Source organism: Marinobacter gudaonensis, from assembly GCF_900115175.1.
Taxonomy (GTDB): Bacteria; Pseudomonadota; Gammaproteobacteria; order Pseudomonadales; family Oleiphilaceae; genus Marinobacter; species Marinobacter gudaonensis.
Window position 1 is genome coordinate 505,119 of sequence record NZ_FOYV01000001.1, and the last position, 26,991, is coordinate 532,109.

Consider the following 26,991-nt stretch of genomic DNA (forward strand, 5'->3'; position numbering starts at 1 on the left):
ATAGCAGCTGTTGCGCTCAAAGGCGCAACCCTGCGCGTCGTCGGGCGACGTCTACGCCGACCGCTTTGCAGGCATCAGTGCCTGCCAGGCGATCAGAAGCCGACTCGCTTCCAGCTCCGGGCTGGCGTTGTATACACCGGCAGCCCTGGCGTCCCGCACCATTTCCAGCAGCTCGTGGGCGCGCCAGGCCGGTGTTGTCCTGGCCAGAAAACCGATCATATCGGCCGAATCCGTATCCTTGGCAGCGCCCCCTGCAATCATGCGGGCAAGGTCTGCAGCCCAGGTTTCGAACAACCAGAGCGTATCCTCAAGCCCCATGGTCTTGAACGCCCGGGCCGCTTCCCCGAGCGGAATGCGGGATTTCATGAATTCCTTAAAGCGCTCCAGCGCCTCGTCTCTGAGGCCGATAAAATCGCCGGTCGCATACTCCAGGGCGAGCCTCGGTGCATTACCGGCCAGCATCAACGCCTTGGAAAGGGAGTCGGCGGCGGGCCGTTCACCCTCAGGCAATTGCTCGACCCGGTTAATCAGCCACCGATTGGCCTCGGCGTTGCCAGGCACAGGTATCGTGAGTGCCTGGCACCGCGAACGAATGGTCGGCAGCAATGGTCGACCGCTCTCCTGCAGGAGAATCAGGGTAACGTCAGGCTGCGGCTCTTCAAGGGTCTTGAGCAGGGCGTTGGCTGCGTTGATGTTCAACTGATCGCCCCGGTCGATTATGGCGACCTTGTGGTGAGCCACCTGGGGAGAAGCCACAGCGAATGCCGACAACGCCCTCACCTGGTCCACTTTGACCATGCGGGACTTTTCCGGCCCATAGACCCGTACATCGGGATGACTGGCTGCGCCGTACAGCTCACATTGCTTGCACCGGCCACACGCCACAGGCTTTCCGCTTTCCTGTCCCGAGGGGCGCTCGCACACCAGTAGACCTGCAACCGCGTCGGCCCAGGCCCGTTTGCCAATGCCGCGCTCGCCGGACACGATCAGCGCGTGGGGCAGCCGGTCATCGGCAACCCGGTTCTGCACGGTTTGCCAGGCTCTCGCCAGCCAGGGCATTTCTTGAACAATGTCGGTCACTGACTATTTCCGTGTAGTTGTTGCTGGTGAGCCGAAGAAGGACGACGACCTGTCTGTTTGTGTCGGGCCCGCCGGCCGCGCAATTGGCGCCTCATGGTCGCCAGTAAACGGCGCATGCGCTTCAGCTCCGCGCCATCAGCCCGGTCCTTGCCCGCGCTATAGTAATGGCTGTTTACCATTCGGGCAAAAAGCCGCGCGGAGTCGGCCGCCGCCGGCTCAGCCCTCGCGAGTCGGGATGCGAGGCCGGAGGGCGTTTCTCCGTGCCGAACCGGCACTCCAACACGATTACAGAGCTGGTGCCAGCTGTCCACCACTCTTCGAAATCCATCACGGCGCTCACCTCTGCGCAGCTGCAGAGCTGAAACCAACCCGGCAACCAGCAAACCGGCACCCACGATACCGGCGGTCAGATAGCCCAATTCCCGAAGGCCAAAGCCGCCAGGGAGCCTCGACATCAGGTCCATCTGGCTCTGGCCCTGGTAACCCACAACCCAGCGTTGCCACTGGTAATTGATCCGGTCCAGCTGGAGGCTTGCCCATTGCACCAGTGCCACATCGGCATAACGCTGGGGCGACGCCCAGTTATCTTCCAGGAAGGATCCCTCTTCCGCCACCGCGTCTCTCAGGCCGGATTCAATACGGTTCGGTGCAATGGCGGCGGTAGGATCGATCCTGACCCAACCTCTTCCGTCAATAAAGGCCTCGACCCAGGCATGGGCGTCGTATTGGCGAACAATGAGGTACTCGCCCCCGGCACCGGCTTCGCCTCCCTGATAGCCAACTACGATTCGTGCGGGAATGCCGGCGGCCCGAAGCACGAAGGTTGTTGCGCCAGCGTAGTGGGCACAGAATCCACGCCTCACATCAAACAGAAGCGCATCAATCCCGTTTTCCGGCATCGCCGGTGGCCGCAACGTGTAGAAATAGGGCTGCTGTCGAAACCGCTCCAGCAGGTTCACCACAATGTCTTCGTCCGCCAGCTCCCGACGCAGCTCTCCTGCCAGCGCCCTGGCCCGGGGATTGCCATCAGGCGGTAGCTGCAGATAACGACGGCGTTCCGTGGGACCCAGCTCCGTGGCTTCGTCTGGCTCCGACTGCAGGGCCAAACGGTAGCGCACCGGGCTGTCGGCAGGCCGGGGAAAGCGAAACAGATCGGCACTGGCTTCGTAGACGTTGTCCGAGACCGCCTCGGAACCTTCCAGCGCAAACGCCCAACGCTGGTCCGTTGGTTCCAGCAGCACATCGTATTCGCTACCTTTGAGTTCACCGACGCCCCCGTCCACCGCAACCCGGCCAAGAGGTCGGAACGGTTCTCTCTGGCCTTGCCGCCAGGTTTCCCCATCGAGATAGTCGAGGATAAGCCCGCGCCAGTACCGGTCACGGTGTGGCGGAATTTCACCGCCGAAGGTCACGCGGAAGGCGCGTTCGCTGCTCTGGGCCAGATTGGATATGTCCCCGGGCCGCATGGTATCGCTGATGCCAGTGCGCGCCTCGCCGGATACCAGAGGAACACTCCAGAGCGGTGCCATTCTGGGGAAGAACACGAACAGCAGCACCACGACCGGGAGCGTCTTCAGGAACAGCCCGCCGAGCCGCCGCCAGCTCGAGGTCATACCGGCGGGCAAATCCGGGGCATTGAGGACCTGCAGGCCCACCAGCAAAAACGCCACACCCGTGAAATTCACCAGCGCCCAGAGAATTTCCTGATGAAACAGAAAATTCACCGTCGCCAGATAGACCAGAATGAAAAAAAGCACATAGAAGTCCCGCCGGGAGCGGGTTTCGAGCCACTTCAGACCCACCGCCAGCACGAAAAACGAAGCCGCCGTATCCACCGTAAAGCGGCCCTGAACCGTAGCGAGGTATACCCCCACCAGCACCAGCATGATGGCCGTGCGCAGCCACCGCCCGGGCAACCTCACTCGTCCGACCTGCGCCAGCCAGCGCCAGGTGGCCAATACCGCGCAGGCAGCCATCAACCAGATGGGCAAGCGGTCCCACTGTGGCACCAACAGAAGTACAAAACTGCCAATCAACCACAGCAATGCCCGGGACGGCAGCACGCCGGACTCCTCCGGTTCGGGAGCAGATCGTAACCCTGAAAACAGTCTCAAGCCTGCCCCTCCTTTATGGATGCCGATGACCGGAGGAATCCTTGCCGGCGAGTGCCGTGGGGTTCCACCGTGGCATCCCTGGGGCGTTCCTCACCCCAGGTGGCCAGCACACGGAGACATCGGGCCACATGGGCGGGGCCGGCCTCCGGCTCGATCATCTGCCCGGGCAGGCTGAGCCCGAATCGGGCCCCGCTTTTACCACGTTCGGTGACCAGAAAAGCGAGGTAACTCAAGCGCAGCTCGTGATCGACCCCCGGGTAGGCATTGAAATCCAGCCAGTGCGGACTGCCCTGTTCGCCCTCCCAGTCCGCTACCACCATTTGACCGGTCCGGGCGAACCGTTTCCACTGCACCCGCTGGCTCAGGTCGCCCTCCCGCCATGGGCGGATATCGGCGTGATCATTGCCGTCCACAGATCGCGCCTGTTCGGATTCCTCGCCGTCATCCACCAGGCTCAGGCTGTCCGGAGCCGCGATGGGTCTTGGGAACACAACACCCGCGGAGACTGGCCGAAGCCAGGACCAGGCTTTCAACAGGCCAAAGGGAAACCGTGTTTCAACCCGGATGCGATCGGGTCGCAAATAACCGCGATGCGCCGAATGCACCGGTAAAACCAGATCTTCAGCCTGGCCAGACCGCACGTGAACCGGTGTGTGCCGGGAGTCCTTACAGGAGATAACCACAGCGACTGCGTCGTCACGGCCCGCCTTGAGCCTGAGGCGAAAGGGTATGTCGTCACCGGCAAACCCTTCTCCAGGCTGAATCAGGCTCAGTTCCAGACCAGACAGATTTCGGTGGGTCTGATGCATCGCACCCACGAAAACAGCGCCCAACAGGAACGTGGTGAGATAAATGAGACTGTTCTGGTAGTTGATGCCCGTAAGCAGCATGATCACCAGCAACAGCCCGAACACCACTCCGGCACCTGTGGGCAAGATGAAAATGGTCTTTTGACTGAACGTCTGAAGATCCGAGCGCGGGATGCGACGGTTTATCCAGCGTTGCCAACGTTGTCTGAAAAGGTTGTTCATAGTGTCCCTGAGGCCGTCACTGTCGGGAAAAGTTTCCGGAATCCCGTTAAAGATACCCCCGAATCAAAGATTCTGATCACACAAACAGGGTTTCCAGCTTGAATTCCTGTCCTACAAACCGAATACTCGATTATAGAGGGCGATAGTCCAACCACGAGGGCCAAACCATGAAACGCCACAATCTGCTTGCCACGGCCGTGGGTAGCATAACAGCCATCAGCGGCATGACCTTGTCTCTGCCAGCCGTGGGCGGCGTTCAGGCGCTCACATCGGACGAAATGGTGGAGACTTACGTCAAGGACTCTGCGGTTATCGTGGTGCCGAAAGAAAAACGGAAACCCGAGGCCGACCGCCAGCGCATCATCCGCGCCCTGACCATATCCCCGGGCGAGCCCGTGCTTACCGAAGCCGAAGAGGAAGCCTACCGCGAAGCGCTCCAGCGTTACATAGAAGAAGGTAAATCCGACGCTCTGGAAAATGCCGAAGACGAATTCCTGCGCCGCGCCCTGCTGCTTCCCCAGGAAGAGCTGGCCCGAGCCCAGCCCCCGGCGGAGTTTACGCCGACCATTCCGCCTCTGATTTTTGGCCAGCAGGCCCAGATTCCGGAGGAGCCGTTCACCCAGACGTTTCTTAACGACCAGCTGGGCATTGGCTTTGACGGGCAAAACCTGAATTTCAGCATCGGCAACCCACCGGGCATTGATCAGATTCAGATTCCAGAGGCGATCAATGAGGGGCCGATTACACTTACCCCGCGGCCAGGTGGCGGGTTTGATCTTTCCATTGCGGTGCCCGATCAGTAAGTAGCGACCTGAAGGCAGAGGAAAAGGGGCAGCCACTGAGTGACTGCCCCTTTTTTGTTGCCTGAGTTTTGATTCGGCCAACGAAAAACGCCCCGCTGGGCGGGGCGTCTTACCAATCATGGTATCTAGCAGTATTAATCTTTACCGTAGATAGCCAGCTTGGTGTTGGTAACAGCGAGGTTATCCAGCGCTACAGAACCGATGGAAGTGCCACCGATCTCGATGGCGCCGATGGACATGTCCATGTAAACGTTGTTTACGTCAACACGCAGTACACCGGTAGCGGTAGAGTCGCCCAGGCCAGCGCCCTTGTATACGTCCAGGTTCACGTTGGCGTACTTGCTCAGCTTGCCGTAGGCCAGTTGACCAGCCTGACTAGTGAAGTCATAACCTTCAACGGTGCCCGTGCCAGCGGCAATTTCCTCTTCGGCAGTTGTTCCATTGCCATCGTAGTCAAAGTTATTACCAGCACCGGTGACAACCATGTCACGGATACCAACGCCCAGGAAGTCAACGTCGAAGTCCATATCGTCGATATCGAAGGCAACGGCTACGTTCAGGTGATCAGTAGCGGTATCAACACGCAGGTCCAGAGCGGCCAGGTCACCACGCATGGACAGGTTAGAGATCAGCGTGGTGCTGTCACTGCCAGTACCACCAGCCAGAAGCTCCATGGAGCCGGCAGTCATACCCCAGTCGATGGGAACCGGTGCACCGGTGGCCGGGTCAGTTTGCAGGGAACCAACGTGAATGACGGCGTCACCGTCATCAGCAACGTCGATATCGATTTTGAGCTGGTCCAGCAGCTCGGTACCAGTGCCGCCAGCGACGCCAGAACCACCAAGCACGATGTCGTTAACCGCGAATGAGCCTTCGTCGGTGTACTTGAACTGACCGATGCTTACCTTGGTTTCCAGTTCAATGGTGACACCGGCCTGACCGGTGACGTTGCCCATTGCGCTGTCGTTCAGGGCTTTCAGTTCAGCGTTGGCTGCAAACGGAGCAGCGGCAACTGCAGTTACAAGAGCAATTTTCTTCAGGCCTTTCATTCTTATCTCCTTATAAAACTCTTTTATTCTTATGCGAGTTTTGGATTTTGGATGTGAGGTTCGCGACCCCACGAATCCATTTAAGATTGTTTTACAGTCCTAGTCCGTGACTGCATTCACAAAACCTTACCCGCTCTTAACAACCTGAAACAATTGTGTCGTACATCTCAACAAGGTGGTACACAGCTCAGGATGCAGCCGCCGGAGCGCCGGATTTGTCGTCGTAGAACAACTGAAAAGGCTTTTTGCGGGTAACAGACTGAGCGTATTTAACCTGCCCGTTATCAATGACAAACGGTACGATCTTGGTTGCGGAGATGCCAAGCCTGTGCTCGTGTTCGACCACAAGAGCACGCTGGTCGTTTTCTTCGGAAATCTGTCCCGCATAGAGAATCACCGCGGCGTTGATCTTTCCTCTACGGGCTATGGATTTAAGGGCTGCCCGGAACATCACCACTCGAATTGATGCCGGAGCATCACCTGCCGCCTCATCGAGGGTAAGTTCCTTAACTGTCACGCCATCGTTCATCAACATCCAAGCGGCAGGCATCGCATTATTGTCAATTTCAAGGACCGGAGCATACTCCTCGGTGGCTTTGGCCGTTAGGTATGCCAGTTGCTTGTTAGCTAACACGAGGTATTGCGCCATCTCTTTCTTGTCTATGACCCCATCTGACAAAACACTGTTTTCCGGAATTTTTAATTCGACAGTCTGATCTTCTGACTCCTGGGCCTGACTCAAACCAGTCAACAGAAACGACAGTAAAATAATGGGCAAGGTGAGTGCTTTTGAGGACTGAAACATGGCGTTCCCTTATTTTATTTTGGTTGCAATACGCTTGACGCCTATCTCGGTTAAAATGCAAACCGAGTGGCCGCGAAGCGGTTTTATTAGATCAGTGTGGCGACGCCGCCTACAACGTTCCTTTTGTGTGCTGATTATCATTTTTCGAAGATTCCGGAGGGAGTTTGAACCCGGCAACCATGCGTTTACTCACCAGGGAGGCTTATGATCGCCTACTCAGTCACGCCTGCCGGGAGACGGATTTCGCCTATATCGGTAGCGTCGGAGGTGGTCCCGCGAGAGGGGAATTTAGCGGGTTTAGCGCCAACGCGGTTGAAACGCGTACCTATCGATATCCGGAACACGAGGATTTATCTATCGATGGCCTGGCGCGAGACATGGAGGACCTGATCAATCGGTACGGGATTGAAACAGGCAACAAGCAACAATGCCTGACCGGTGGTTGGATTGGCTTCATAAGCTACGAGTTCGGGTATGCACGAGAAAGCCGCTTAAAAGAAATCTGCCCCCTTATGAGATTGCCTCTCCTATCCTCGGGGCTATACCTTTGGGCGGCCAGCTACAATCGCAGCACCGATCATTATTGGCTCTGGGTCCATCCCGAGTGCCCTGAGGAAACTCGAAAGACGCTGGAGCATTGGCTCACCTCGGAAGAAACGACGGCGAGGACCGGTTGGTCTCTGACGTCTGCGTTCGAACCAAAACAAAGAGCTGACGCCTTTAAACGCAGTGTCGAAGCCATTCGAAACTACATTGAGGCCGGTGATTGCTATCAAGCGAATCTCTCTCAGGAATTTTCAGCCGGGTTCAGGGGCGATCCCTGGCAGGCATTCCAGGCGCTATCACTCGAGAACCCTACGCCATACGCCGCTTTTATCCGTACTGACAACAACTCCATTATTTCCGTATCCCCAGAGCGCTTCCTGGAGATCCATGGGCGAACCGTCGCGACAAGCCCCATCAAAGGAACACGCCCCAGGGGACGCGACCCAGCCGAAGACAAGGCCCTTGCAGCCGAACTCGAAGCCTCGGAGAAAGACCGCGCCGAGAACCTGATGATCGTCGACCTGTTGCGCAACGACCTCGGTTTAAACGCCAAACCCGGCAGCGTGATGGTCGACAAGCTGTTTGCCCTGGAGTCCTACCGCAACGTTCACCACCTGGTCAGTCACATCCGGGCCGAGCTGGCAGACGGGGTGTCGCCGATGAAAGCCCTGTTCGATGCCTTTCCCGGTGGCTCCATCACCGGCGCGCCGAAGATCCGGGCCATGGAGATTATCCGGGAGCTGGAGCCCCACTGGCGAGGGCCCTACTGCGGTTCCATCTTCTACCGGGGGCTGGACGGCACCCTGGACAGCAATATCGCCATACGCACCATGCTGTGTGATGACGAAGGCACCATTCGTTGCTGGGGTGGCGGCGGGATTGTGGCGGATTCTGACCCCGAGGCGGAGTATCAGGAGACGCTGGCCAAAGTCGGGCCATTGATGCGGTTTCTGGAAGAGTTGGTGATCGAATAAACCGGGCCCGGCAGTTTGTTGCTGCCGGGCCCGAGACATCAATATCAGGCGCTGTGGATCTTGCTGGCCTTGAGGAATTGCTGCTTCAGGTCATCAAAGTTGTGTACCGCCGGGAACTGCGGGAACTCGTCGATGACATTTTGCGGCGCGTGGAACAGGATACCGGCCTCGGCCTGCCCCAGCATGGTGGTATCGTTGTAGGAATCACCGGCGGCAATCACCCGGTAGTTCAGCAACTGGAATGCCCGCACCGACTGCCGTTTCGGGTCCCGCTGGCGCAGCAGGTAGTTGGTAATCTGGCCATTATCAGCAACTTCAAGCTTGTGGCAGAGCAGTGCCGGATAGCCGAGCTTCTTCATCAGCGGCATGGCGAATTCATAGAAGGTATCCGAGAGAATCACCACCTGGAAACGCTCACGCAGCCAATCCAGAAACTCCCGGGCGCCAGGCAGCGGGTCGAGCTCTCCGATCACTTCCTGGATCTGTGGCAGGCCGTAGCCGTGCTGGTCCAGGAGTTTCAGGCGCTGTTTCATCAGCACGTCGTAGTCTGGAATGTCACGGGTGGTCGCCTTGAGTTCCTCAATGCCGGTTTTTTCGGCGAACGCGATCCAGATTTCCGGAATCAATACTCCTTCAAGGTCAAGGCATGCCAGTTCCACAACGATCTCCTGCTTGCTGAATAATGGGCGCTTACGGCGAGTCCGCTGGCCCGGGTACGGGGCGTATGATAAGAAAAACAGCGCATGAATGCATCGTGGAAGTGAAAAACCGGCCTGCTACCGCGGAATAACCATATAGATCCTCATTCCTTCAGGCTATGAGCGATTTAGTGATAGCCTTGGCGCACATCCAGAGGAGGAAATACCCGCCCATGACCGACATACAGACCCTGCGGGAAGAGCTTGAAGGCCAGAGCCCCCGCGCCATCCTCAAGGCGGCCCTGAAACAGTACGACAACATCGCCATCTCCTTCAGCGGTGCGGAAGACGTGGTGCTGATCGAAATGGCCCACAAGCTGACCGACAACATGCAGGTGTTCACACTCGACACCGGCCGACTGCACCCGGAAACCTACGAGTTTGTCGAAAAGGTGCGCAAGCACTACGGCATTGACATCGAAGTGCTGTTTCCGGACCAGGCCGAGGTTCAGGAAATGGTCAACAAGAAGGGCCTGTTCAGCTTTTACGAAGACGGCCACAGCGAGTGCTGCGGTATACGCAAGGTCAACCCGCTGCGACGAAAGCTGGCCACCGTGGACGCCTGGATTACCGGCCAGCGAAAAGACCAGAGCCCTGGCACCCGTAATGACGTTCCCGTGGTTCAGGAAGACACGGCGTTCTCCACCCCTGACAAAACGCTGGTGAAGTTCAACCCGCTGGCAAACTGGACGTCAAAAGAGGTGTGGGACTACATCCGCATGTCGGAGGCCCCGTACAACGCTCTGCACGAGAAGGGGTTTGTCAGTATCGGCTGCCAGCCCTGCACCCGCCCGGTCCTGCCCGGACAACACGAGCGCGAGGGCCGCTGGTGGTGGGAAGAAGCCACCCAGAAGGAATGCGGCCTGCACGCCGGTAACCTGATCGCCCGCAACTGAGCGGGCGCCGGGCTACCGGCCTTCAACCTTGCTGACACTCCGACTGTCAGTAGGTCGGTAGCTCGATATCCTTGAACAGTTCCTCGATCTCCGAGCGACTCCCCTGGTGGGCAACCGCTTCGTCCACCTTGTCCCTGGTGAGATGCGGCGCAAAGCGCTGGATAAAATCGTACATATAGCCACGAAGGAAGGTGCCCTTGCGGAAGCCGATGCGGGTCACGCTGGGGCGGAACAACTTGCGTGCGTCCAGGGCCACGAGGTCGGTGTCGGTTTTCGGGTCGAAGGCCATGCTGGCGATAATGCCAACGCCAAGCCCCAGGCGAACATAGGTCTTGATGACATCCGCGTCGGCGGCCGTAAACACTACCTTCGGTGTTAAACCCTGGCTCTGGAAGGCCTCATCCAGCTTGGACCGCCCGGTAAAACCAAAGACGTAGGTCACTAACGGATATTCGGCCAGCTGCGGCAGCGTCAGTTCCGGTAGCTTTGCCAGTGGATGATCGCGAGGCACGATGACGCTCCGGTTCCAGCGATAACAGGGCATCATGATCAGATCGTTGAACAGCTCCATGGCCTCGGTGGCTATGGCGAAGTCTACGGCACCATTGGCCGCCATTTCGGAGATCTGCATCGGTGTGCCCTGGTGCATGTGCAGGGAGACATCCGGGTACTCTTCAATAAAACCGCTGATGATGGGCGGCAGCGCATAACGCGCCTGGGTGTGGGTGGTTGCGATGCTGAGATCACCCTTGCGCTGGTTGCTGAATTCCTGGGCGATCTTTTTGATGCCCTCCACCCGACGCAGAATCTCCCCGGCTTCCCGGATAATGATTTCTCCACCCGGGGTAATGCGGGTCAGGTGCTTGCCGCTGCGGGCGAACACCTCCAGGCCCAGCTCGTCCTCAAGCAGTCGAATCTGTTTGGAGATACCGGGTTGGGATGTGAAAAGACTTTGAGCGGTTGCGGACACATTCAGGTCGTGATGCGCAACTTCCCAGATATAGCGCAACTGTTGTAATTTCATCGAGTATGCTGCTCCCTGGAAATCAGAAGACGTTCAAATCAAAGGGCTTTCTGAATCAACGTGCAGTCGCGAACAGGCCTGTTGCGGATCCGGGCACGCTTGAGAAGAATACGCATAAAAAAGGATTCTTTCATTCTTTTTTATTCTAGGTTATTCCCTGTACACAGTTTAGACCAAAAATGCATTTACGCAGCCCCTGACAAAACTCTTTGTTTCCGACACAATCCACGTTATCCACGTGCCAGCTTTCAGGACTGCCATGCTGCTAACCACCAAATTCCTCCGGCCGACCGCCGATCCGCGCGCCGTCAAGCGCGACCGGCTGAGTGCGCTGCTGGTGCCCGACCACCAGCGTCGGCTGAATCTGGTGATCGCACCGGCCGGTTTCGGCAAAACCACCCTGGTCGCGCAATGGTGCGCACAGAATACGTCCCCCACCGCCTGGCTCTCCCTGGACGAACACGACGACGAACCACGGCGATTCTGGCAGTACGTTGTCGGCGCGTTCGAACACGCCGGACTGCCCGGGGCCGGTGACCTCCGCAAGAGCCTGGCCCGGCAAACAGACGATGATTTCATCGACACCGTTACCGGTCTGGTTAATACCCTGGCCAGCGACGGCAGCCCCTGGACCCTGGTGCTGGATGATTTTCACTACGTGGGCCAGGCGGAGCTGCTTCGGCAATTTTCCTATTTCCTGGATTACCTGCCGCCCGGAGTGCTGGTCACCCTCGCCTCCCGAACCGAACCCCAGCTTCCCCTGGCCCGCTGGCGGGTAAGGCGGTGGGTGCAGGACATTCACCCGGGACTGCTGGCATTTTCTGAAGAAGAGTGTCGCCAGTTCTTCGAGGGAACCATGGGCCTTACTATCTCCAGCGACGACGCCCGAGCCATCTGTCGGAAAACAGAGGGATGGGTTGCCGCCATGCAGCTGTCTGCACTCTCAGGCCACGGCAGCGCGCCCGAAGGACACCAAATCAGCGTTGACGAGCGCCATATCAGCGATTACGTACTGACGGAAGTACTCGACCAGCAACCACCAGAGCTGGCAGATTTCCTCCTGGAAACCGCCTGCTGCCCTCGCCTGTGTGCGTCACTGTGCGATGAGGTTCGGGAATCGGGCAACAGCCAGGAGATGCTGGAGCGCCTGCTCGGCCAGAACCTGTTCCTGATCCCCCTGGACACCCGCAACGAATGGTTCCGTTACCACGATCTGTTCCGCGATGCCTTGCTGCTGCGAATCCAGCAGACCCAACCCGAAAGAGCGGCGACACTCTGGCAGAACACCATCCACTGGCTCCTTGCCCACGGCCATGTGCAGGAAGCCATTGCCCAGATCGTGCGTCGGGAAGACTGGCCATGGCTGTCTGAGGTCCTGGCCAGGCACGGCAACAATCTCATCCACAGTGGGTTCCACCTGCCGGTGCTCGACTGGCTGGACGCCCTGCCCCAGAACCTGGTGACAGACAACCCCCAGCTACAGATGCTGAAGATCTGGGGCCTGTTCTTCGCCAATCGGCTGGACAGTCTCGAACCCCTCCTCGGCGCTCTCGAAGACCTCCTCGACCGCAGGGTCGCCGATTCCCATCCCGATGCCGAAGGGGCCCTGGGCCTGCAGAGCGAGATTTCCCTGATGCGGTCCTATCTGGCCCGCACCCGCAGCGATGACAAAAGCGCCAGTGACCTCACCCGCCAGGTCCTCAGGGAAATCGACCATACCCGCATTCCGCTGAAATCCGTTACCTACTACGGTCTGGGCCTGGACTACTTCGGCAAGGGCGAGCTGGTGGAGGCAGAGGATGCGCTGCGCTCCGCGGTTCGGTACGGTCAGGTGGAACACAAACCCAGCACGGTGCTGTCCAGCGGTGGTTTGCTGGCCTGGATACTCTATAACCGCGGCGATATCGATCTGGCCCTGGAGACGTGTCTCGAAATTCGGCAGTGGGTTGACCGGCATTACTCGGATCCCAGCCAGCCCCGACTGATTTCCTGCTGGCAAAACAGCACCCTGTGTGAAATCTACCGGGAACGGGACAACCCCAAGCTTGCAGCGAGCCATCTCCAACCGCTGCTGGAGCATGTGGAACGGGGCACCGAACCGGGCCAGCACGTGGTCATTCAGTATGTCCGGGGGCACCTGGCATTCAGCGAAGGCCGGCTCGATGAAGCCATCGAGATCCTGAAAGACGCCGCCTACGTGGGTCGAAAGCGTCGCGACCAGATTGTCTTCGAGCCGCCGGCGAGCGCCGCATTGCTGGCCCGCTGCTACCTTGCCAACGACCAGCCGGAAAAAGCACGGGCCTGTCTGGAATCCTGGTCGGACACCCGGTTCACCAACCCGCTGAACCTGGAACAATACCAGCTCGCCGAAGCCCGCGTGCTGCTCGCCCACGCGCAGGCTCAGGAGGCCCTGGAGCTGCTTGAACGCCTGATGAAACCGGCCGAGGAAAGTGGCCACAACCGTCACCTGGTAGAGATATTGCTGGTGTATGGCGAGGCACTGGGCCTGCTGGAGCGTCGGGAAGAAAGCGAGCAGGTACTCTCCCGCGCCCTGGGCCTGGCCGCAGAAGCGGGCTTTGTAAGACTGCTGGCCGAGGAAAGCACGAACCTCCGGGCACGGTTGCTGGCATTGCCTGCCCTCAACACACCTGGTCGCTGGAACGATCGGGTCCGTTCCCTGTTACAAGAGTCTCTGTTACAAGGCTCCCGACCAGCGGCGCCCCTAACGGAGACGTCCGACCCCGTTCGCTCAACCAGCTCACCGGAATCAGCCGAAAGACGTACTGAAGCGCTGCCCGAGCCCCTCAGCCAACGAGAACTGGAAGTGCTTGCACTGATTCACGAGGGCCATGCCAACAAGGAGATCGCCACACGCATGGCGGTGGCGCCGGCAACGGTGAAGGCCCATATTCGCAACCTGTACGGCAAGCTGGGCGTTGGCCGGCGCACGGAAGCCCTGGCAAGGGCCCGCGAGCTGGGCCTGCTTCCGACCTGATCCGGTCATTCCATTTTGTGACATGCGTCACACTTTGGAGTGACTATCGAAAAGGACTACGCCCTTTGGACGATCCGTTTACGCCCCCTGCTGCCCTATGATTCTCCCATCGGTGAGGGAAACCTCACCTGGAATTCTGAAACTTCAGGCCTTCAGATTTCTTGTTTCGCGTTGTTTCGACGCCCCGGGTTCGAGAGAACCCCTTCCCTAAGAGCCATCCTTCACAGGTTGGCTCTTTTTTTTGCCGGATGACTCAACAGTGCCGGCTCAGGGCTCGATGATCCTGCGGAACGGTGGCAGGGCATCCAGCAGCAACTGCCCGTAGCGCCGCGCAATAATCCGGCGATCCAGAATCGTTACCCTACCTGTGTCCTGTTCCGTACGAAGCAGACGCCCAACGGCCTGCACCAGTTTGATAGACGCGTCGGGCACCGTGATCTCCATGAACGGATTGCCGCCACGTTGCGTCACCCATTCCGCGAGGCTCGCCTCAATGGGGTCGTCTGGCACAGAGAATGGCAGGCGGGTGATCACCACATGGTGCAGGTACTTGCCGGGCAGATCGATGCCCTCGGCAAAGCTGGCGACGCCGAACAACACACTGGCCCGGCCTTCATCAACCCGGCTGCAATGCTGTCTCAGCACCTCGCCCTTGGCCATGTCGTCCTGGGTGATGATCAGCTCGGGATACTCCGGGGCCAGCGCATCACGCACCTGCTGCATCTGCCGGCGGGAGGTGAACAGCACCAGGGTGGCTTTTTCTCCGGCCCAAAGGCCCGGAAGGCGCCTGATCAGTTCATCCGCGAAACCATCGTCAGTGGGCATGGCCGACATTGCCGGCACTTCCACCGTTGCCATGTCGCCGTACCGGAAGGAACTGGGCACCACGAGGAACCGACTGTCCTTTGGCAGCCCTGCCCTTGCGTTCAAACGGTCGAACCGGCCCAGGGCTGTCAGGGTCGCGCTGGTCAGCACGGCGCCATAGGCCCTGGACCAGAGTCGCGTGTACAGCAGGTTATCCGCCAGCACAGGTGAGCTGTAAAGGGTAATATCCTCGGCGTGGTCCCACCGCTGGCGCACAGCCCAACGTGCCGGTGGCGGGCTCTTGCGGTTCGCGGCAGGGGGCTTCTGCGCGCCATCTCCTTCGTTGTCCGGATCGGCCTCGCCCTCCGGTTTGGCCGCGTTCTGCTCGCACCAGGCCGTCCATAACCGCAGCTGGTCCTCAGCCCGGCTGTGGAAGGAACCGATCACCGGGTACCAGGCCTCGGCGGTCTCCCTGTCCAGCTCATGCTCCTTGCGCTCGTCAAACGCACCCTGCAGTTCATCGGCAAGCACACCCAGATGTCGAACGAGGTTGGCAGTGGCAATGCGGGTTTCCGCAGCCAGTTCCGCCATGGCCTCCGGCAGTTCACCCTCCGGGTAACGCCACTGGGCAGTGCGCCTCTCCTCGTTGAATTCCCAGCCGGTATTGCTCTCCGATTCCTCGTATACCCGACTCAGCACCAGATCCACTTCCCGGGAGGCGCCGCCAATACGGTCGAGGGATTTTGCCGCCTGGCTGCCACCCGGCAGGTACGGCTGCATCTTGACCAGTGCCTGGGACAGCTGTTTCAACCACTGCCGGGTAGCATTCAAGGGCACCGAGGCAGCGAAATGATTGAGCGCCTTGTCGGGCAGGTGGTGCGCCTCATCGAAGATATAAAGAGCGTTCTCCGGCTCGGGCAGGATGGCACCGCCCCCCAGGGCCAGGTCCGCCAACACGAGATCATGGTTGGCGACCACAATATCGGCCTCGTCCAGGTCCTTCCGGGCGTCAAAAAACGCACAGCTGTCGAAGTACGCGCAGTGCCGGTTGGTGCACTGTCGGTGGTCGGTGGTCACCTGCCGCCACACATCGTCCGGAATCTGCTCGGGCCAGTGGTCCCGGTCGCCATCCCACTGCCGGGAACCATAACTGGCCAGCATTTCCTCAAAGAAAGCGCGGGTGCCGGCTTCCTCGGATTTCGGGCCATCCAGGAGAAACAGAGGCATGGTGTCACTGTCACCGTTGCCTTCATCATGGAGCCTTGCCTCCAGCCGCGACAGGCAGAGGTAACGCCCCCGCCCCTTGGCCAGCGTCCAGTTGAACGCCAGTTTGCTGTGTTTTTTCAGATCCGGCAGGTCCTTGAGCACTATCTGATCCTGCAGGGCGACCGTTGCGGTGGAAATCACCAGGGTTTTGCCAAGCGCCCGGGCCACAGGGATAGCTGCAATCAGGTAGGCAAGGGTCTTGCCGGTACCGGTGCCGGCCTCAACCACGCAGGCAGCCGGGGCGGAGGTACGCTGTCCGTCATCGTCTGTGATATCCCCCATGTAACGGGCGATCTCCGCAATCATCAGGCGCTGGCCATAACGGGCCCGGATCGATTTTCCGGCCAGAACGTCACGGTAGCCCTGCTGGATCTGCTGCTTGATCTCGTCGGTCAGGGCCATCAGCGGGGGCTCACCCAGTCGCGGACCACACCCACCCGAAAACGGCGGCCGTCCCGGCTCAACACCACGCCGTCCTCGGTGATATCTTCCACGCGAAGGCCCTGAAACGAGTCACCGATCCGCAGGTAGCTATTGTTGATCATCACCCGGCGGGAGCCCGGCGACGACGAATAGATATGACTGTTGAAGGTCAAATCCGGAATACCCTTCTGAAATGAGAGGGGCAACTCTACCAGATGAGGTACCCGACCGGCCTGTTCGGGGGGTGACTGAATGACGCCGTCCGCTGCCTCTTGGACCGCAGAAGCATCAACCGAAGGCACGATGATGGTTGCCCGCTCCTGCGCTGATGAAACCGCTGAGGCAGTAGACTTGCGAACAGGCTGATCCTCATCAGGTTGGTTGACCGGGGACTGGGCCAGATTACCGGACTCTGCCACCGCATTTTCCGGCCGGGTCTCTATTTCGGGCTGCACCGACGGAGATGACACCGGATTGGCGGTCGACTCCTGTGCCTCCGCGGACGGAGTGGTATCTGCAGCCGTTGCAGCAGGCGCAGCCGAGAACGATCTCTCGCGCTCCGGCCAGAATACATAGGCGAGAACCGCTGCATTAAGCACCAATGCCACGGCGACCCACACAACGGGCGACACGCCCTTCTTTTTTGGGCGATGAATCAACTGAACCTGCTGGCCCAGATCCGGCACCTGGCCTTGACGGCGCTCGGTTTCGGATTTTCGCAATGCGTCAAGAATATACGACATGATTACTCATTCTCACGGAGCCGCTGCGCGCTTTCGGATTGGGGCTGCGGCACCGCCTTCTCGGAGCTGAGCCGTGGTACTGCCGCGCCCAGATCGTTGTTCATCTGGATAATGGTCATGGCGCCCGCAATACCGTCCACGGTCAATCCCCGGAGGGACTGGTACCAGCGTACCTGAGCCTCGGCGTCCAGGCGCTTGATCCGGTCGCTATCAGACAGTGATCCGGCAAACCGATCCGCAAGATCCATCATCCGGGCGCCAATCCAGAGCTGCTCGCCGGCACCATTGCCGGAGAACCGCTCGTCGGTCATGTACTCGGGAAAGCGCCACAACACCCGGTAGTCGCCATACCAATAGGGCTCGATGCTGGCAAAGGAAACGATATGCCGTCCATCCGCAAGCATAATCCCGGCCCGGTCGCCGTCCAGGTGGCGCAGCACAACAAACCCCCGATTACCCTGCTCATCCTGCAACGCCAGCATGGCCGGCCGGTCGAGAAACTCCAGGCTTCGACGACTTCCCTGCCGCTCGAGACAACCGAGCCCCTGATTTCGCGCGTAGTCACAGGCCACGGGTGCGCTGGAGGGGTTGTACTGAAGCCCCCAGGCGCGAAACAGGGCCTTGAACGCCGTAACTGAGTCCAGCAACTGGGCAGGCACAGCCAGGGACGGCAGAACGTCCGGTTGCTCAACGCTTGTTTCGGGCTCGGCAACGTCAGTCTCTATCGAAGGCTCTTCGGCACGCTCGACCGCGCCCTGGAGAACCGACTCCTCGGCCTGTGCGATCAGCGCGGGTTCCGGATTCCAGCGCTGGAACAGCCAGACCGTACTGATGATCGCCACGAGTATGGATGCAGCCACCACCAGCACCTGCGAACGATCCGGCCTGCGTGCCGACCGTGCGGCTCCTGCCACTGAATTACCACGAACCTCTTTTGCTGCACACTTGATGTGACTGGCAGAGACCTCGTGCTCGCCCTCGGCGTAGGCGCCCAGGAGGGCCCGATCGCTGATCAGGTTGATCAGTCTCGGGATGCCCTGGCTCTCCCGGTACAGCCGCTGAACCGCGCCGGAGGAGAAGACATCCCCCCGCAGCCCGGCCACGCCCAGGCGATAGCGGAGGTAGGCCGGCAACTCCTGCCTGCCGATGGCATCGAGATGATAACGGGCAGTCACCCTCTGATTGAGCTGCCGCAGTTCCGGCAGTGCTAGCATATCCTGGAGCTCGGGCTGGCCCAGCAACACAATCTGCAGCAGTTTCTTTTCGGCTGTCTCGAGGTTGGTGAGCAGGCGTAGCTGCTCCAGCACGTCTGCCGAAAGGTTCTGGGCCTCGTCGATCATCAAGACCTTGTGCCGGCCGGCGGCGTGGGCCCGGAGCAGATCCCGGTTGATCAGGTCCACCAGTTCCTTGATGCTGGCGCCCAGATCGTGGCTGATTTCCAGTTCATCACAAACCGAAGACAACAGTTCCCTGGCAGACAGTCGTGGATTAAGGATCAGTGCTATATCGACGTTGTCGGGCGCATTCTCGATAAAACAGCGGGATACGGTGGTCTTTCCAGTGCCCACCTCACCGGTGATCACAATGAAGCCGCCCTGCCCCTGCACACCGTACATCAGATGGGCGAGCGCCTCCTTGTGGCGGTCACTCAGGTACAGGTAGCGCGGATCCGGCGCAATGGAAAACGGTGGTTCCCGAAAGCCGAAAAAATCGTAATACATATCAGGTGGTACCGGCGTCCGCGTTGGTGACCAGCCGCAGCTCGGCGGTACGCCGGTTCTGCTGTTTCAGCCGCCGTACGCATCGCTCAAGGGTCTTCGAAATCCGGGCGTGTGATCGGATCATCGAGATCTTTGGCCAGGTTGCCCGTTCCCCTGCGAGTATCATCCGGCGTACATACTCCGGGTCCGGGTTGGCGAGCATGCGTCGATAATCCTTCAGGGAATAGGAGGGCGCGATGGTGACATCTCCGGAATAGCGTTGGGCCATGATGGTGTAGAGCTGACCGGACATCTGCCGCAGAAGTTCCGGCTGAACGCGCTTGCGCAGGTAATCGAACACACCCTGGCCGTGGAACTGCACTTCCGACTTCAGAAGGTGCATCGGCAGCCTTGCAAGCGACAACTTCTCATCCCGGCCTCCCCGGCTGAGGAAAGGCACCACGTGGGGGTTGGTCTGGCTGACGATAGTGTAATTCACATCGTACAGATGCATCAGCCGCTCCACCGGCAGATCGCTGACCACCGAGCCGTCAACAAACTTCAGCCGCGGCATGTACGGCAGGATGTTGCCCTGAATGTCCTTTTTCATCAGGGTAACCGGTGGGAAAATCCCGGGTACCGCGGCGCTCGCCAGCACAGCGCTCCAGACCATCAGGTACGGCGACGTGTAGCCGCACAGCAGCCGGGCCTTTTGATGCGCCTGCACCGGCGAAACACTGACATTGATCGAGCGCCCGGTACGCTGAAAAGCTTCCTCGAAGGTGTACTCGCCGATATTAGCCCGCAGGCAGGAGCGCAGCTGTTCCTGATCCATCAGACCATCGCCGCGCACGGCACTGAGCAGACCACGCCACTTCCAGGCCTTGAGGTTGTGATTCTCCGGCACCAGCATCTCCGGGATCTCGGCATCGGTATGAACCCCGAGAATACCGGCGATGATCGCGCCTATGCTTGACCCGGCAATTACCTGAGGGAGCAGGCCTTTCTCCCAGAGCGCCTTGATCACACCGAAATGAAACATGCCAAGGGTGGCCCCGCCACTCAGCAACAGCGCCGGCCGACCGTAACTGGTCAGGGTATCCCGGAAGAACTGGAGTTTCTCCGCCACGGGAAAATCGGGGACCGGATGGTCACACAGGTAATCCAGCGCCTCGCAGACCTGGGTGATGTATTCCTCAATCAGATGTTTGGTGCCCACGCGGGAGCGCGTATAGAGCGCGGGGTTACCCATGTTGCCCAGGTCGTGGTGCAGCCCCTCACGCAATGCCCGCTTGAGTCGCTCGAAATCGTTTTGCTGGCGATACTGCTTGAGATTACTGAGGCGGTCGTAGATCAGTTCGTAGTGGTAGAGATCTGATGCAAAATCCTCTTTCCAGTCGGCGTTGCCCTCCAGAAAATCGAGTTCCAGGGCCGCCGCCTTCCAGACCTCGTAGTTGGGCGCCTCGGCCAGCATTTTCCGGAATTTGGCTATTCTGGGATCCTTGAACACCGCTGACCTCCTTTCGAACCGATATGAGCTCAGAAATCCTCGAGCATCAGATCTTCGTCATCATCACTGGCGAAGGGATCGTTGACCACCTTGCCGTCGTTGATCAGGAATTCCCTGCGCTGCAGGAATGCGTTACGCACAAATATATAGCTGTCGCCGGAGATAAAACTCTCTGCGGGAATCAGGTCTGCCCGGCGATCCACAATCTGCAGGGCGCGAGCATAGTAAACCTCGGGGCTATCCACTTCATCCCACGCCGAAGGCAGTACAAAGCCGTCCACGGCGAAGCCGGTAAAATGCCTCGGCGTTGACGGACCGAGGAACGGCAGCATCAGGTACGGACCGGAACCGGTGCCCCAATAGCCAAGGGTCTGACCGAAGTCTTCAGGCCTCTCGGGCAGGTCGAAGGCGGTAGCAACGTCGATCAAACCGCCCAGACCAAACGTGGTGTTGTAGGTGAAACGGCCCAGTGCCACCACAGCGGACTCCCCCTTCAACTGCAGGACACTGTTGGTGAAGTTCCGAAGCTCGGTGAGGTTGTTGAAAAAGTTGGTGACACCGCGATCCACCAGCCGGGGCGTAAAGGTCCGGTAGGCCTGGGCTACCGGTTTCAGGAACCAACGATCGATGGTTTCGTTGAAGGTAAAGACCTTCCGGTTCCAGTTCTCCCAGGGGTCTGTCGGATTGACCGGCACCGAGCCTTCCGGAGCCGGTTCCTGCATGTTCTGGGCAAGCGCAGCTCCGGAGCAGGCCAGCGCCAGAACAAGCGTCATGACCAGAGGGTTCAGGGGGCGCCGGGAAAGAAATTCTCTCATTTGTCAGCTCTTGGGTTGTCTATTCCGTTTCAGTTCGTCGAAAATACCGGCGCTATTATTGTTATTAACCTATCTTTCCGGAGGAACTCCATGTCAGTACCGGGCAATCTTGTAGCAACCATCAACATTCCGTTGCGGTGGGGCGACATGGACGCATACGGCCATGCCAACAATACAGTCTACTTCCGTTTCTTCGAGGAGGCTCGCATTGTCTGGCTGGCCTCGCTGGAATTGGGCGCGTCCGAACAGCCCACCGGGCCGGTCATTATAAAGACCAGCGCCACCTTTCTAAAGGAATTGAATCACCCGGCCACCGTCGAAGTGAAAACCTTTGCCGACAAAGCCGGCAACACCAGTCTCGACACCTATCATCTGATGACAGATGCCGATACCGGCGAGGTCTATGCGGAGGGATACGCGAAAATCGTCTGGTTCGACCGCAGAACGCGCAAATCAGCGCCGCTGCCGGACAGCCTTCGGGCCCTGGCCAGCAACTGATGCGGTGCCGTGCTAGCGGCGCCGCACAACCACGCTGCCGATCGAATAGCCGGCACCAAACGAGCAGATAACGCCAAGATCCCCGCTGGCCAGGTCGTCCTTGTGTTTGTGGAACGCGATGATTGAACCGGCGGAGCTGGTATTGGCGTACTCGTCGAGGATCACCGGCGCCTCGTCCTCAGTGGCATCACGACCCAGCACCTTGCGGGCAATCAGCTGGTTCATATTCAGATTGGCCTGATGCAGCCACATCCTGCGCAGATCTCCAGGTGTAAGCGACAGACTCTTCAACTGGTTCTGGATGGTTTCCGCAACCAGCGGTGACACTTCCTTGAACACCTTCCTGCCCTGCTGAACAAACAGTTTGTCCGGTTTCCCGATACCGGATTCATCGGCCCGGTTCAGGAAACCAAAATTGTTGCGGATGTTATTGGAAAACTTCGTTTTCAGGCTGGTACCCAGAATTTCAAAGCCCTGCTCCTTCCGAACATCCTCTTCCCGCTCCACCAGGATGGCCGTGCAGGCATCGCCAAAAATGAAATGGCTGTCCCGATCGCGGAAGTTCAGATGCCCGGAGCAGATCTCCGGACTGACCACCAGCACCGAACGGGCACTGCCGTTCTCAACGGAATTCACCGCCGCCTGCAATCCAAAGGTCGCCGAGCTGCACGCCACGTTCATGTCGTAGGCAAAGCCATCAATGCCCAGAGCCTCCTGGACTTCGATGGCCACCGCCGGATAGGGCCGCTGAAGGTTTGAGCAGGCGACAATCACCGCGTCGACATCGCCAACGGATTTCCCCGCCTGATCCAGGGCTTCACGGCAGGCCGCAACGGCCATGTCGCACTGTACCGAGGGCTCGTCGTTACTCCGCTCAGGAATATAAGGCGTCATACGCCGGGGATCCAGGATGCCATCCTTATCGATCACGTGGCGGCGCTTGATACCAGAGGCTTTCTCGATGAACTCGGAAGACGACGGCTGCAGGGGCGCCACGTCGCCACGCTCAATAGCCTCGGCGTGTTCGGCGTTGAACGTTTCAACGTACTGATTAAAGGCTTCGACAAGTTCATCGTTGTCGATGGTTGCTGGCGGCGTATAGAGGCCGGTCCCGCTGATAACGGCTTTGATCACGCTAACCCCACGTAATAATTATGGAAACAGTATGTCTGGGCAAACCCACTGTCAGAAATACTAACACAGTCTCCGGGTTTTGCCCGCCAGATCACAGTCACTGGCACCGACCTGGTGCATGGCGCCCGTGTTACACGCGGGTCTTCTCCCACTGCCGATCCAGACGCTTCACCGAGACCGTCTTTGCGGTGCCCAATTGCTGGGCAAAGAAAGACACCCGAAACTCCTCCAGCATCCAACGGTAGAGCACAAGCTCCGGATCGCGCACACCCTGCCGCTTCTGCTCGTCCCGCTTTACGGCATAGCGCGACCAGAGCGGTTCAATGGTGTGCAGGAATTCCCGCTCACGTCCCATTTCCCTGGGCATTTTTTCCATGCGAATCAACGCCGCCTCAAAGTAACGCCCGAATTCTCCCAACCACTGTGGGGGCGTATTCACCAGAAAGCCCGGGTATACCAGGTTCTGCAACTGAAACTTCAGATCCGCCATGCTGTTGGCCAAAGCCAGGTTGATCTTGCCCTTGAGCTGCTTTGCCACCTTCTGGTAACCCGTCATGGCCTGGTACAGCCGTTCATCCCCCTGCTCAAGGACCGGTATAAAGTCGCCACGGTGTGCGTCGAACACCCGCTCAAACTCGTCCGCACTACGGGGGATACCGTCCTCCAGGAAATGCTGCATGGCGGTAGCCAGAAGAAGGTCGTCCAACAGGACCTTGGACTGGCCGACCGGCGCGAACATCAGTGCCGATTGTTTGAACCTGGGAAGCTTGCGCTCGAGGTCATCAAGGGTTCTGCCGAATCGGTTAATAATCAGCCGGGCAACCGCCTTGCGCGACGTGTCCTCGGCGGTCAGCGGATCCAGGCAGCGGATCTGACGGACATTCCGGCCAAGGTCCTCCAGAGCCGGATAAACGGTGATCTGCATACCGCCCTTCTCGGTCTGTACCTGCGCGGGCAAGCTGCCGAACTGCCAGTGGTCGTACTCCCCGGAGGGTTCCTCTGCCGCCCTGTCCGAAGCCGCCGAGGCCAGGGCTTGCTCTGCCTTCCCCTCGAGCTGGTGTTGCAGCTCGGCGGTATCGCGACTCTCCGCGATCGGCCGGCCACCGTCACCCAGAACGCGCAGATTCATCCGGAGATGTCTCGGCAATTCCGCTTCTGCCCAGGCCTGGGGATCAATCTGGACACCCGTCATTCGGCGCAACTGCTCGCCCAACTGGAGCGTGAGCGGCTCGTTGGAGGGTTGAAGATTCTCGAGGGCAGCATCCACAAAATCCGGCACCGGCACGAAATTCCGGCGCAACGCCTTGGGCAGCGATTTGACCAGGGCAATGCACTTCTCGCGGAGCAGTCCCGGTACCAGCCATTCCAGGCGTCGGGACGGAATCTGTTTGAGCGCCATCAGCGGCACCTGCAGGGTGACGCCATCCTGCTCGCTGGTAGGTTCAAACTCGTAGCTGAGCGGGTATCGAACCCCCTCCCACTCCAGGTAGTCCGGGTACAGGTCGCGGGCACCGGCGTCCACCGGGCGCTGCAGAATATCCTCTTCGGTAAGCTCCAGGTCTTTCAATTGCCCGGCCGAGAGCCCTTTCCACCAGCTTTCAAAGTGGCGACCACTGATGATGTCGTCCGGCAGCCGCTCATCGTAGAACGCCACCAGCACCTCGTCGTCCACCAGCAAATCGCGCCGACGGGTCTTCTTTTCCAGGTTTTCGACGGTGTCGAGCATTTCCCGGTTGCGGGCGATGAACGGCGCCCTTGAGCGGTAATCTCCTTCCACCAGGGCACGGCGGATGAACAGGTTCCGGCATTCGGCAGGGTCAACCTTGGCGTACGGGATGCGTCGCTTGGCTACGATATCCAGGCCATAAAGCGTCACCTTCTCGTATCCCATCACCTGAGCCCGCTTCTGTTCCCAGTGCGGTTCAAAGTAATGGTGCTTGAGAATATGGCCCGCCAGAGGCTCCACCCACTCCGGCTGAATGGACGCCACCATACGGGCGAACACACGGCTGGTTTCCACGATCTCGGCTGCCACAATCCATTTGGGCCCGGTTTTGGCCACTTTCGAGCCGGGAAAGATCAGCACTTTCCGGTTGCGGGTCGCCAGGTACTCCTTTTTCTCGAGCTTGACCGCCACCTGTCCGAGCAGACCCGCAAGAATGGCCTTGTGCAGGGACTCGTAGCTGGCCGCGTCCTTGTTGATCGGCAGCTTCTGCTCCCGACAGATCAGCGTGAGTTGGCGATGAATATCCCGCCATTCGCGCATGCGCATCCAGCTCAGGAAGCTCTTCTGGCAGACCTTCTTGAGCTGGTTCTGGGACAGCTCCTGGCGTTGTTCCTCGAAAAAATTCCAGATATTCAGCAGGGTGACGAAATCCGATTCCTTATCATTAAACGGCGCATGGGCCTGGTCCGCCGCCTGCTGTTTGTCCTGGGGGCGCTCCCGCGGGTCCTGTATGCTAAGGCCGGCAATGATGATCAGGGTTTCCGCAAGACTTCCAAGCTCGCCCGCCGTCACCAGCATCCGGGACAGCCGCGGGTCAAGGGGCAGTCGGGCCATGGTCCTGCCCAGTCGGGTGACCTTGCGCCGGTCGTCGACGGCACCCAGCTCCTCGAGCAACTTGTAACCATCGTTTACCTGGCGCTTGTCGGGCGCTTCCAAGAACGGGAACTGGCGGATTTCGCCGAGGCCGGAGGTGGCCATCTGGAGGATGACCGACGCCAGATTGGTCCGAAGGATTTCCGGATCGGTGTATTCCGGGCGATTGATGAAATCGGTCTCGTCGTACAGCCGGAAGCAGAGACCAGGTGCCACCCGGCCACATCGACCGGCCCGCTGGTTGGCACTGGCCTGGGAGATGGGTTCGATGGGCAAGCGCTGGATTTTGGAGCGCACGCTGTACCGGCTGATCCGGGCGACCCCGGTATCAATCACATAGCGGATGCCCGGAACGGTGAGCGAGGTTTCCGCCACATTGGTGGAGAGCACGATCCGGCGCCCCTTGTGCGGCTGGAACACCCGGTTCTGCTCGGCATTGCTGAGGCGGGAGTACAGCGGCAGTACCTCGGTATGGCGCAGATCGACGTGGCGCAACACCTTGCTGAGTGCCCGGATTTCACGCTCACCGGGCAGAAACACCAGCACATCACCGGGCGGTTGCTTCTCGCTGCGTTCATGCTGTTCGATTTCGTCCAGGGCGCCCAGCACACCATCGGTCCAGCCCTGGTCGCGGTCGTCCTCGTCGCCGGTCAAAGGGCGATACCGGATATCCACCGGGTAGGTCCGGCCACTGACTTCTATCACCGGGGCCTTGTCAAAGAACTCGCTGAAGCGCTCCACCTCGATGGTGGCCGACGTAATGATGACCTTCAGGTCCGGCCGTTTGGGCAACAGCTGTTTCAGGTAGCCGAGCAGAAAATCGATGTTAAGGCTACGCTCGTGGGCCTCATCAATGATCAGGGTATCGTATCGGTCCAGAAACCTGTCGTGCTGAACTTCCGCCAACAGGATGCCGTCGGTCATCACCTTGACCCGCGATTGCTCGGAGGTATTGTCCGTAAACCGCACCTGATAGCCGACCTGCTGGCCCGTCTGCTCGCCGAGCTCCTCGGCAATACGGGCGGCAACGCTGCGGGCGGCAATCCGGCGGGGCTGGGTATGGCCAATCAGTCCCCGGATCCCACGGCCGCTGTTCATGCAGATCTTCGGGATCTGTGTGGTTTTACCCGAGCCGGTTTCCCCGGCAATAATCACCACCTGATGGTTCTCGATGGCCTCCCGGATGTCGTCCACCCGGTCCGATACGGGTAGCCCGGCCGGAAAGCTGGCAGGCTTGTGCTGTGCATGGCGTTGCTGGACCTTTGCCAGTCCCTGCTCCAGCCAACGGGCCATTTTCTCCAGATCCTTCGGGCCTGGCCGCCCCTTGCTCCGAGCTACGGCTTTCACAATCCGGGCCGCCTCCTGCTGATTGCAGGCATCCAGTTGCTCGGTTATGGCCTTGACAGCGGCCACGCCGTCAGGCTTCGGGGTCGGGGCTTTGGCAATCGAGGAATCGGTGTCTGTCATTTACAAACCGGCGTGCG

General features: G+C 59.4%; 19 protein-coding genes. 5 read left to right on the top strand and 14 right to left on the bottom strand.

Annotated features, from left to right (window positions below; genetic code table 11):
• Positions 1 to 51: 51 nt before the first annotated feature.
• The 3 genes from BM344_RS02320 to BM344_RS02330 are packed head-to-tail and all read right to left on the bottom strand — an operon-like array spanning position 52 to position 4,225.
• Positions 52 to 1,080 carry a DNA polymerase III subunit delta' gene (locus BM344_RS02320; protein WP_091985549.1) on the bottom strand — a complete coding sequence of 343 codons (1,029 nt, stop codon included), beginning with the start codon at positions 1,078 to 1,080 and terminating at the stop codon, positions 52 to 54.
• Positions 1,077 to 3,194 (bottom strand): transglutaminase TgpA family protein, encoded by a 2,118-nt coding sequence (locus tag BM344_RS02325; protein WP_091985551.1) that lies wholly within the window; start codon positions 3,192 to 3,194, stop codon positions 1,077 to 1,079. The genes BM344_RS02320 and BM344_RS02325 overlap by 4 nt, the downstream gene beginning before the upstream one ends.
• A complete protein-coding gene (locus tag BM344_RS02330) occupies positions 3,191 to 4,225 on the bottom strand; it encodes a DUF58 domain-containing protein (protein ID WP_091985554.1) in 1,035 nt (344 codons plus the stop codon). Before BM344_RS02330 ends, BM344_RS02325 begins: the two co-directional genes overlap by 4 nt.
• Before the next feature lie 167 nt (positions 4,226 to 4,392).
• On the opposite strand from BM344_RS02330, the gene BM344_RS02335 reads away from it, so the two are divergent.
• The gene (locus BM344_RS02335) at positions 4,393 to 5,028 is read left to right on the top strand and encodes a hypothetical protein (protein WP_091985557.1); all 636 of its coding nucleotides are present in this window, start codon (positions 4,393 to 4,395) and stop codon (positions 5,026 to 5,028) included.
• Positions 5,029 to 5,162: 134 nt separating this feature from the next.
• Here BM344_RS02335 and BM344_RS02340 read toward each other — a convergent pair whose 3' ends face one another.
• Positions 5,163 to 6,077 (bottom strand): DUF6160 family protein, encoded by a 915-nt coding sequence (locus tag BM344_RS02340; protein WP_091985558.1) that lies wholly within the window; start codon positions 6,075 to 6,077, stop codon positions 5,163 to 5,165.
• 187 nt (positions 6,078 to 6,264) lie between these two features.
• Complete coding sequence (locus BM344_RS02345) at positions 6,265 to 6,882, bottom strand: hypothetical protein (RefSeq protein ID WP_091985561.1); 618 nt, start codon at positions 6,880 to 6,882, stop codon at positions 6,265 to 6,267.
• Positions 6,883 to 7,046: 164 nt separating this feature from the next.
• Here BM344_RS02345 and pabB point away from each other — a divergent pair, with 164 nt between their 5' ends.
• Entirely contained in the window at positions 7,047 to 8,402 is a 1,356-nt protein-coding gene (gene pabB, locus BM344_RS02350; protein ID WP_228143528.1) for an aminodeoxychorismate synthase component I, read from the top strand.
• Between the two features lie 44 nt (positions 8,403 to 8,446).
• Here the strand turns inward: pabB and thrH are convergent, their stop codons facing one another.
• Complete coding sequence (gene thrH, locus BM344_RS02355) at positions 8,447 to 9,061, bottom strand: bifunctional phosphoserine phosphatase/homoserine phosphotransferase ThrH (protein ID WP_091985565.1); 615 nt, start codon at positions 9,059 to 9,061, stop codon at positions 8,447 to 8,449.
• A gap of 212 nt (positions 9,062 to 9,273) precedes the next feature.
• On the opposite strand from thrH, the gene BM344_RS02360 reads away from it, so the two are divergent.
• On the top strand, positions 9,274 to 9,996 hold the full coding sequence (locus BM344_RS02360) for a phosphoadenylyl-sulfate reductase (RefSeq protein WP_091985569.1): 723 nt from the start codon (positions 9,274 to 9,276) through the stop codon (positions 9,994 to 9,996).
• Between the two features lie 46 nt (positions 9,997 to 10,042).
• On the opposite strand, the gene cysB is transcribed toward BM344_RS02360, so the two are convergent.
• Entirely contained in the window at positions 10,043 to 11,020 is a 978-nt protein-coding gene (gene cysB, locus BM344_RS02365; RefSeq protein WP_091985571.1) for an HTH-type transcriptional regulator CysB, read from the bottom strand.
• Positions 11,021 to 11,279: 259 nt separating this feature from the next.
• On the opposite strand from cysB, the gene BM344_RS02370 reads away from it, so the two are divergent.
• Positions 11,280 to 14,015 carry a LuxR C-terminal-related transcriptional regulator gene (locus BM344_RS02370; RefSeq protein ID WP_091985574.1) on the top strand — a complete coding sequence of 912 codons (2,736 nt, stop codon included), beginning with the start codon at positions 11,280 to 11,282 and terminating at the stop codon, positions 14,013 to 14,015.
• Between the two features lie 267 nt (positions 14,016 to 14,282).
• Here the strand turns inward: BM344_RS02370 and dinG are convergent, their stop codons facing one another.
• From dinG to BM344_RS02395, 5 genes are read right to left on the bottom strand one after another with little or no spacing between them, the layout of a single operon-like run.
• Entirely contained in the window at positions 14,283 to 16,487 is a 2,205-nt protein-coding gene (gene dinG, locus BM344_RS02375; protein ID WP_091985576.1) for an ATP-dependent DNA helicase DinG, read from the bottom strand.
• On the bottom strand, positions 16,487 to 17,251 hold the full coding sequence (locus tag BM344_RS02380) for a general secretion pathway protein GspB (protein WP_091985578.1): 765 nt from the start codon (positions 17,249 to 17,251) through the stop codon (positions 16,487 to 16,489). Before BM344_RS02380 ends, dinG begins: the two co-directional genes overlap by 1 nt.
• Positions 17,252 to 17,253: 2 nt before the next feature.
• Complete coding sequence (locus BM344_RS02385) at positions 17,254 to 18,972, bottom strand: ExeA family protein (RefSeq protein WP_091985581.1); 1,719 nt, start codon at positions 18,970 to 18,972, stop codon at positions 17,254 to 17,256.
• Position 18,973: 1 nt separating this feature from the next.
• Complete coding sequence (locus BM344_RS02390) at positions 18,974 to 20,461, bottom strand: DUF3336 domain-containing protein (protein WP_091985583.1); 1,488 nt, start codon at positions 20,459 to 20,461, stop codon at positions 18,974 to 18,976.
• A 29-nt stretch (positions 20,462 to 20,490) separates the two neighbouring features.
• Positions 20,491 to 21,276, bottom strand: a complete 786-nt coding sequence (locus tag BM344_RS02395) for an MlaA family lipoprotein (protein ID WP_091985586.1) — start codon at positions 21,274 to 21,276, stop codon at positions 20,491 to 20,493.
• A gap of 90 nt (positions 21,277 to 21,366) precedes the next feature.
• Between BM344_RS02395 and BM344_RS02400 the strand changes: the two genes are divergently transcribed.
• The gene (locus BM344_RS02400) at positions 21,367 to 21,774 is read left to right on the top strand and encodes an acyl-CoA thioesterase (RefSeq protein WP_091985588.1); all 408 of its coding nucleotides are present in this window, start codon (positions 21,367 to 21,369) and stop codon (positions 21,772 to 21,774) included.
• A gap of 12 nt (positions 21,775 to 21,786) precedes the next feature.
• Here the strand turns inward: BM344_RS02400 and BM344_RS02405 are convergent, their stop codons facing one another.
• The gene (locus BM344_RS02405; RefSeq protein ID WP_091985591.1) at positions 21,787 to 22,908 is read right to left on the bottom strand and encodes a beta-ketoacyl-ACP synthase III; all 1,122 of its coding nucleotides are present in this window, start codon (positions 22,906 to 22,908) and stop codon (positions 21,787 to 21,789) included.
• A 130-nt stretch (positions 22,909 to 23,038) separates the two neighbouring features.
• Positions 23,039 to 26,974 (bottom strand): ATP-dependent RNA helicase HrpA, encoded by a 3,936-nt coding sequence (gene hrpA / locus BM344_RS02410; protein ID WP_208603368.1) that lies wholly within the window; start codon positions 26,972 to 26,974, stop codon positions 23,039 to 23,041.
• Between the last annotated feature and the right edge of the window lie 17 nt (positions 26,975 to 26,991).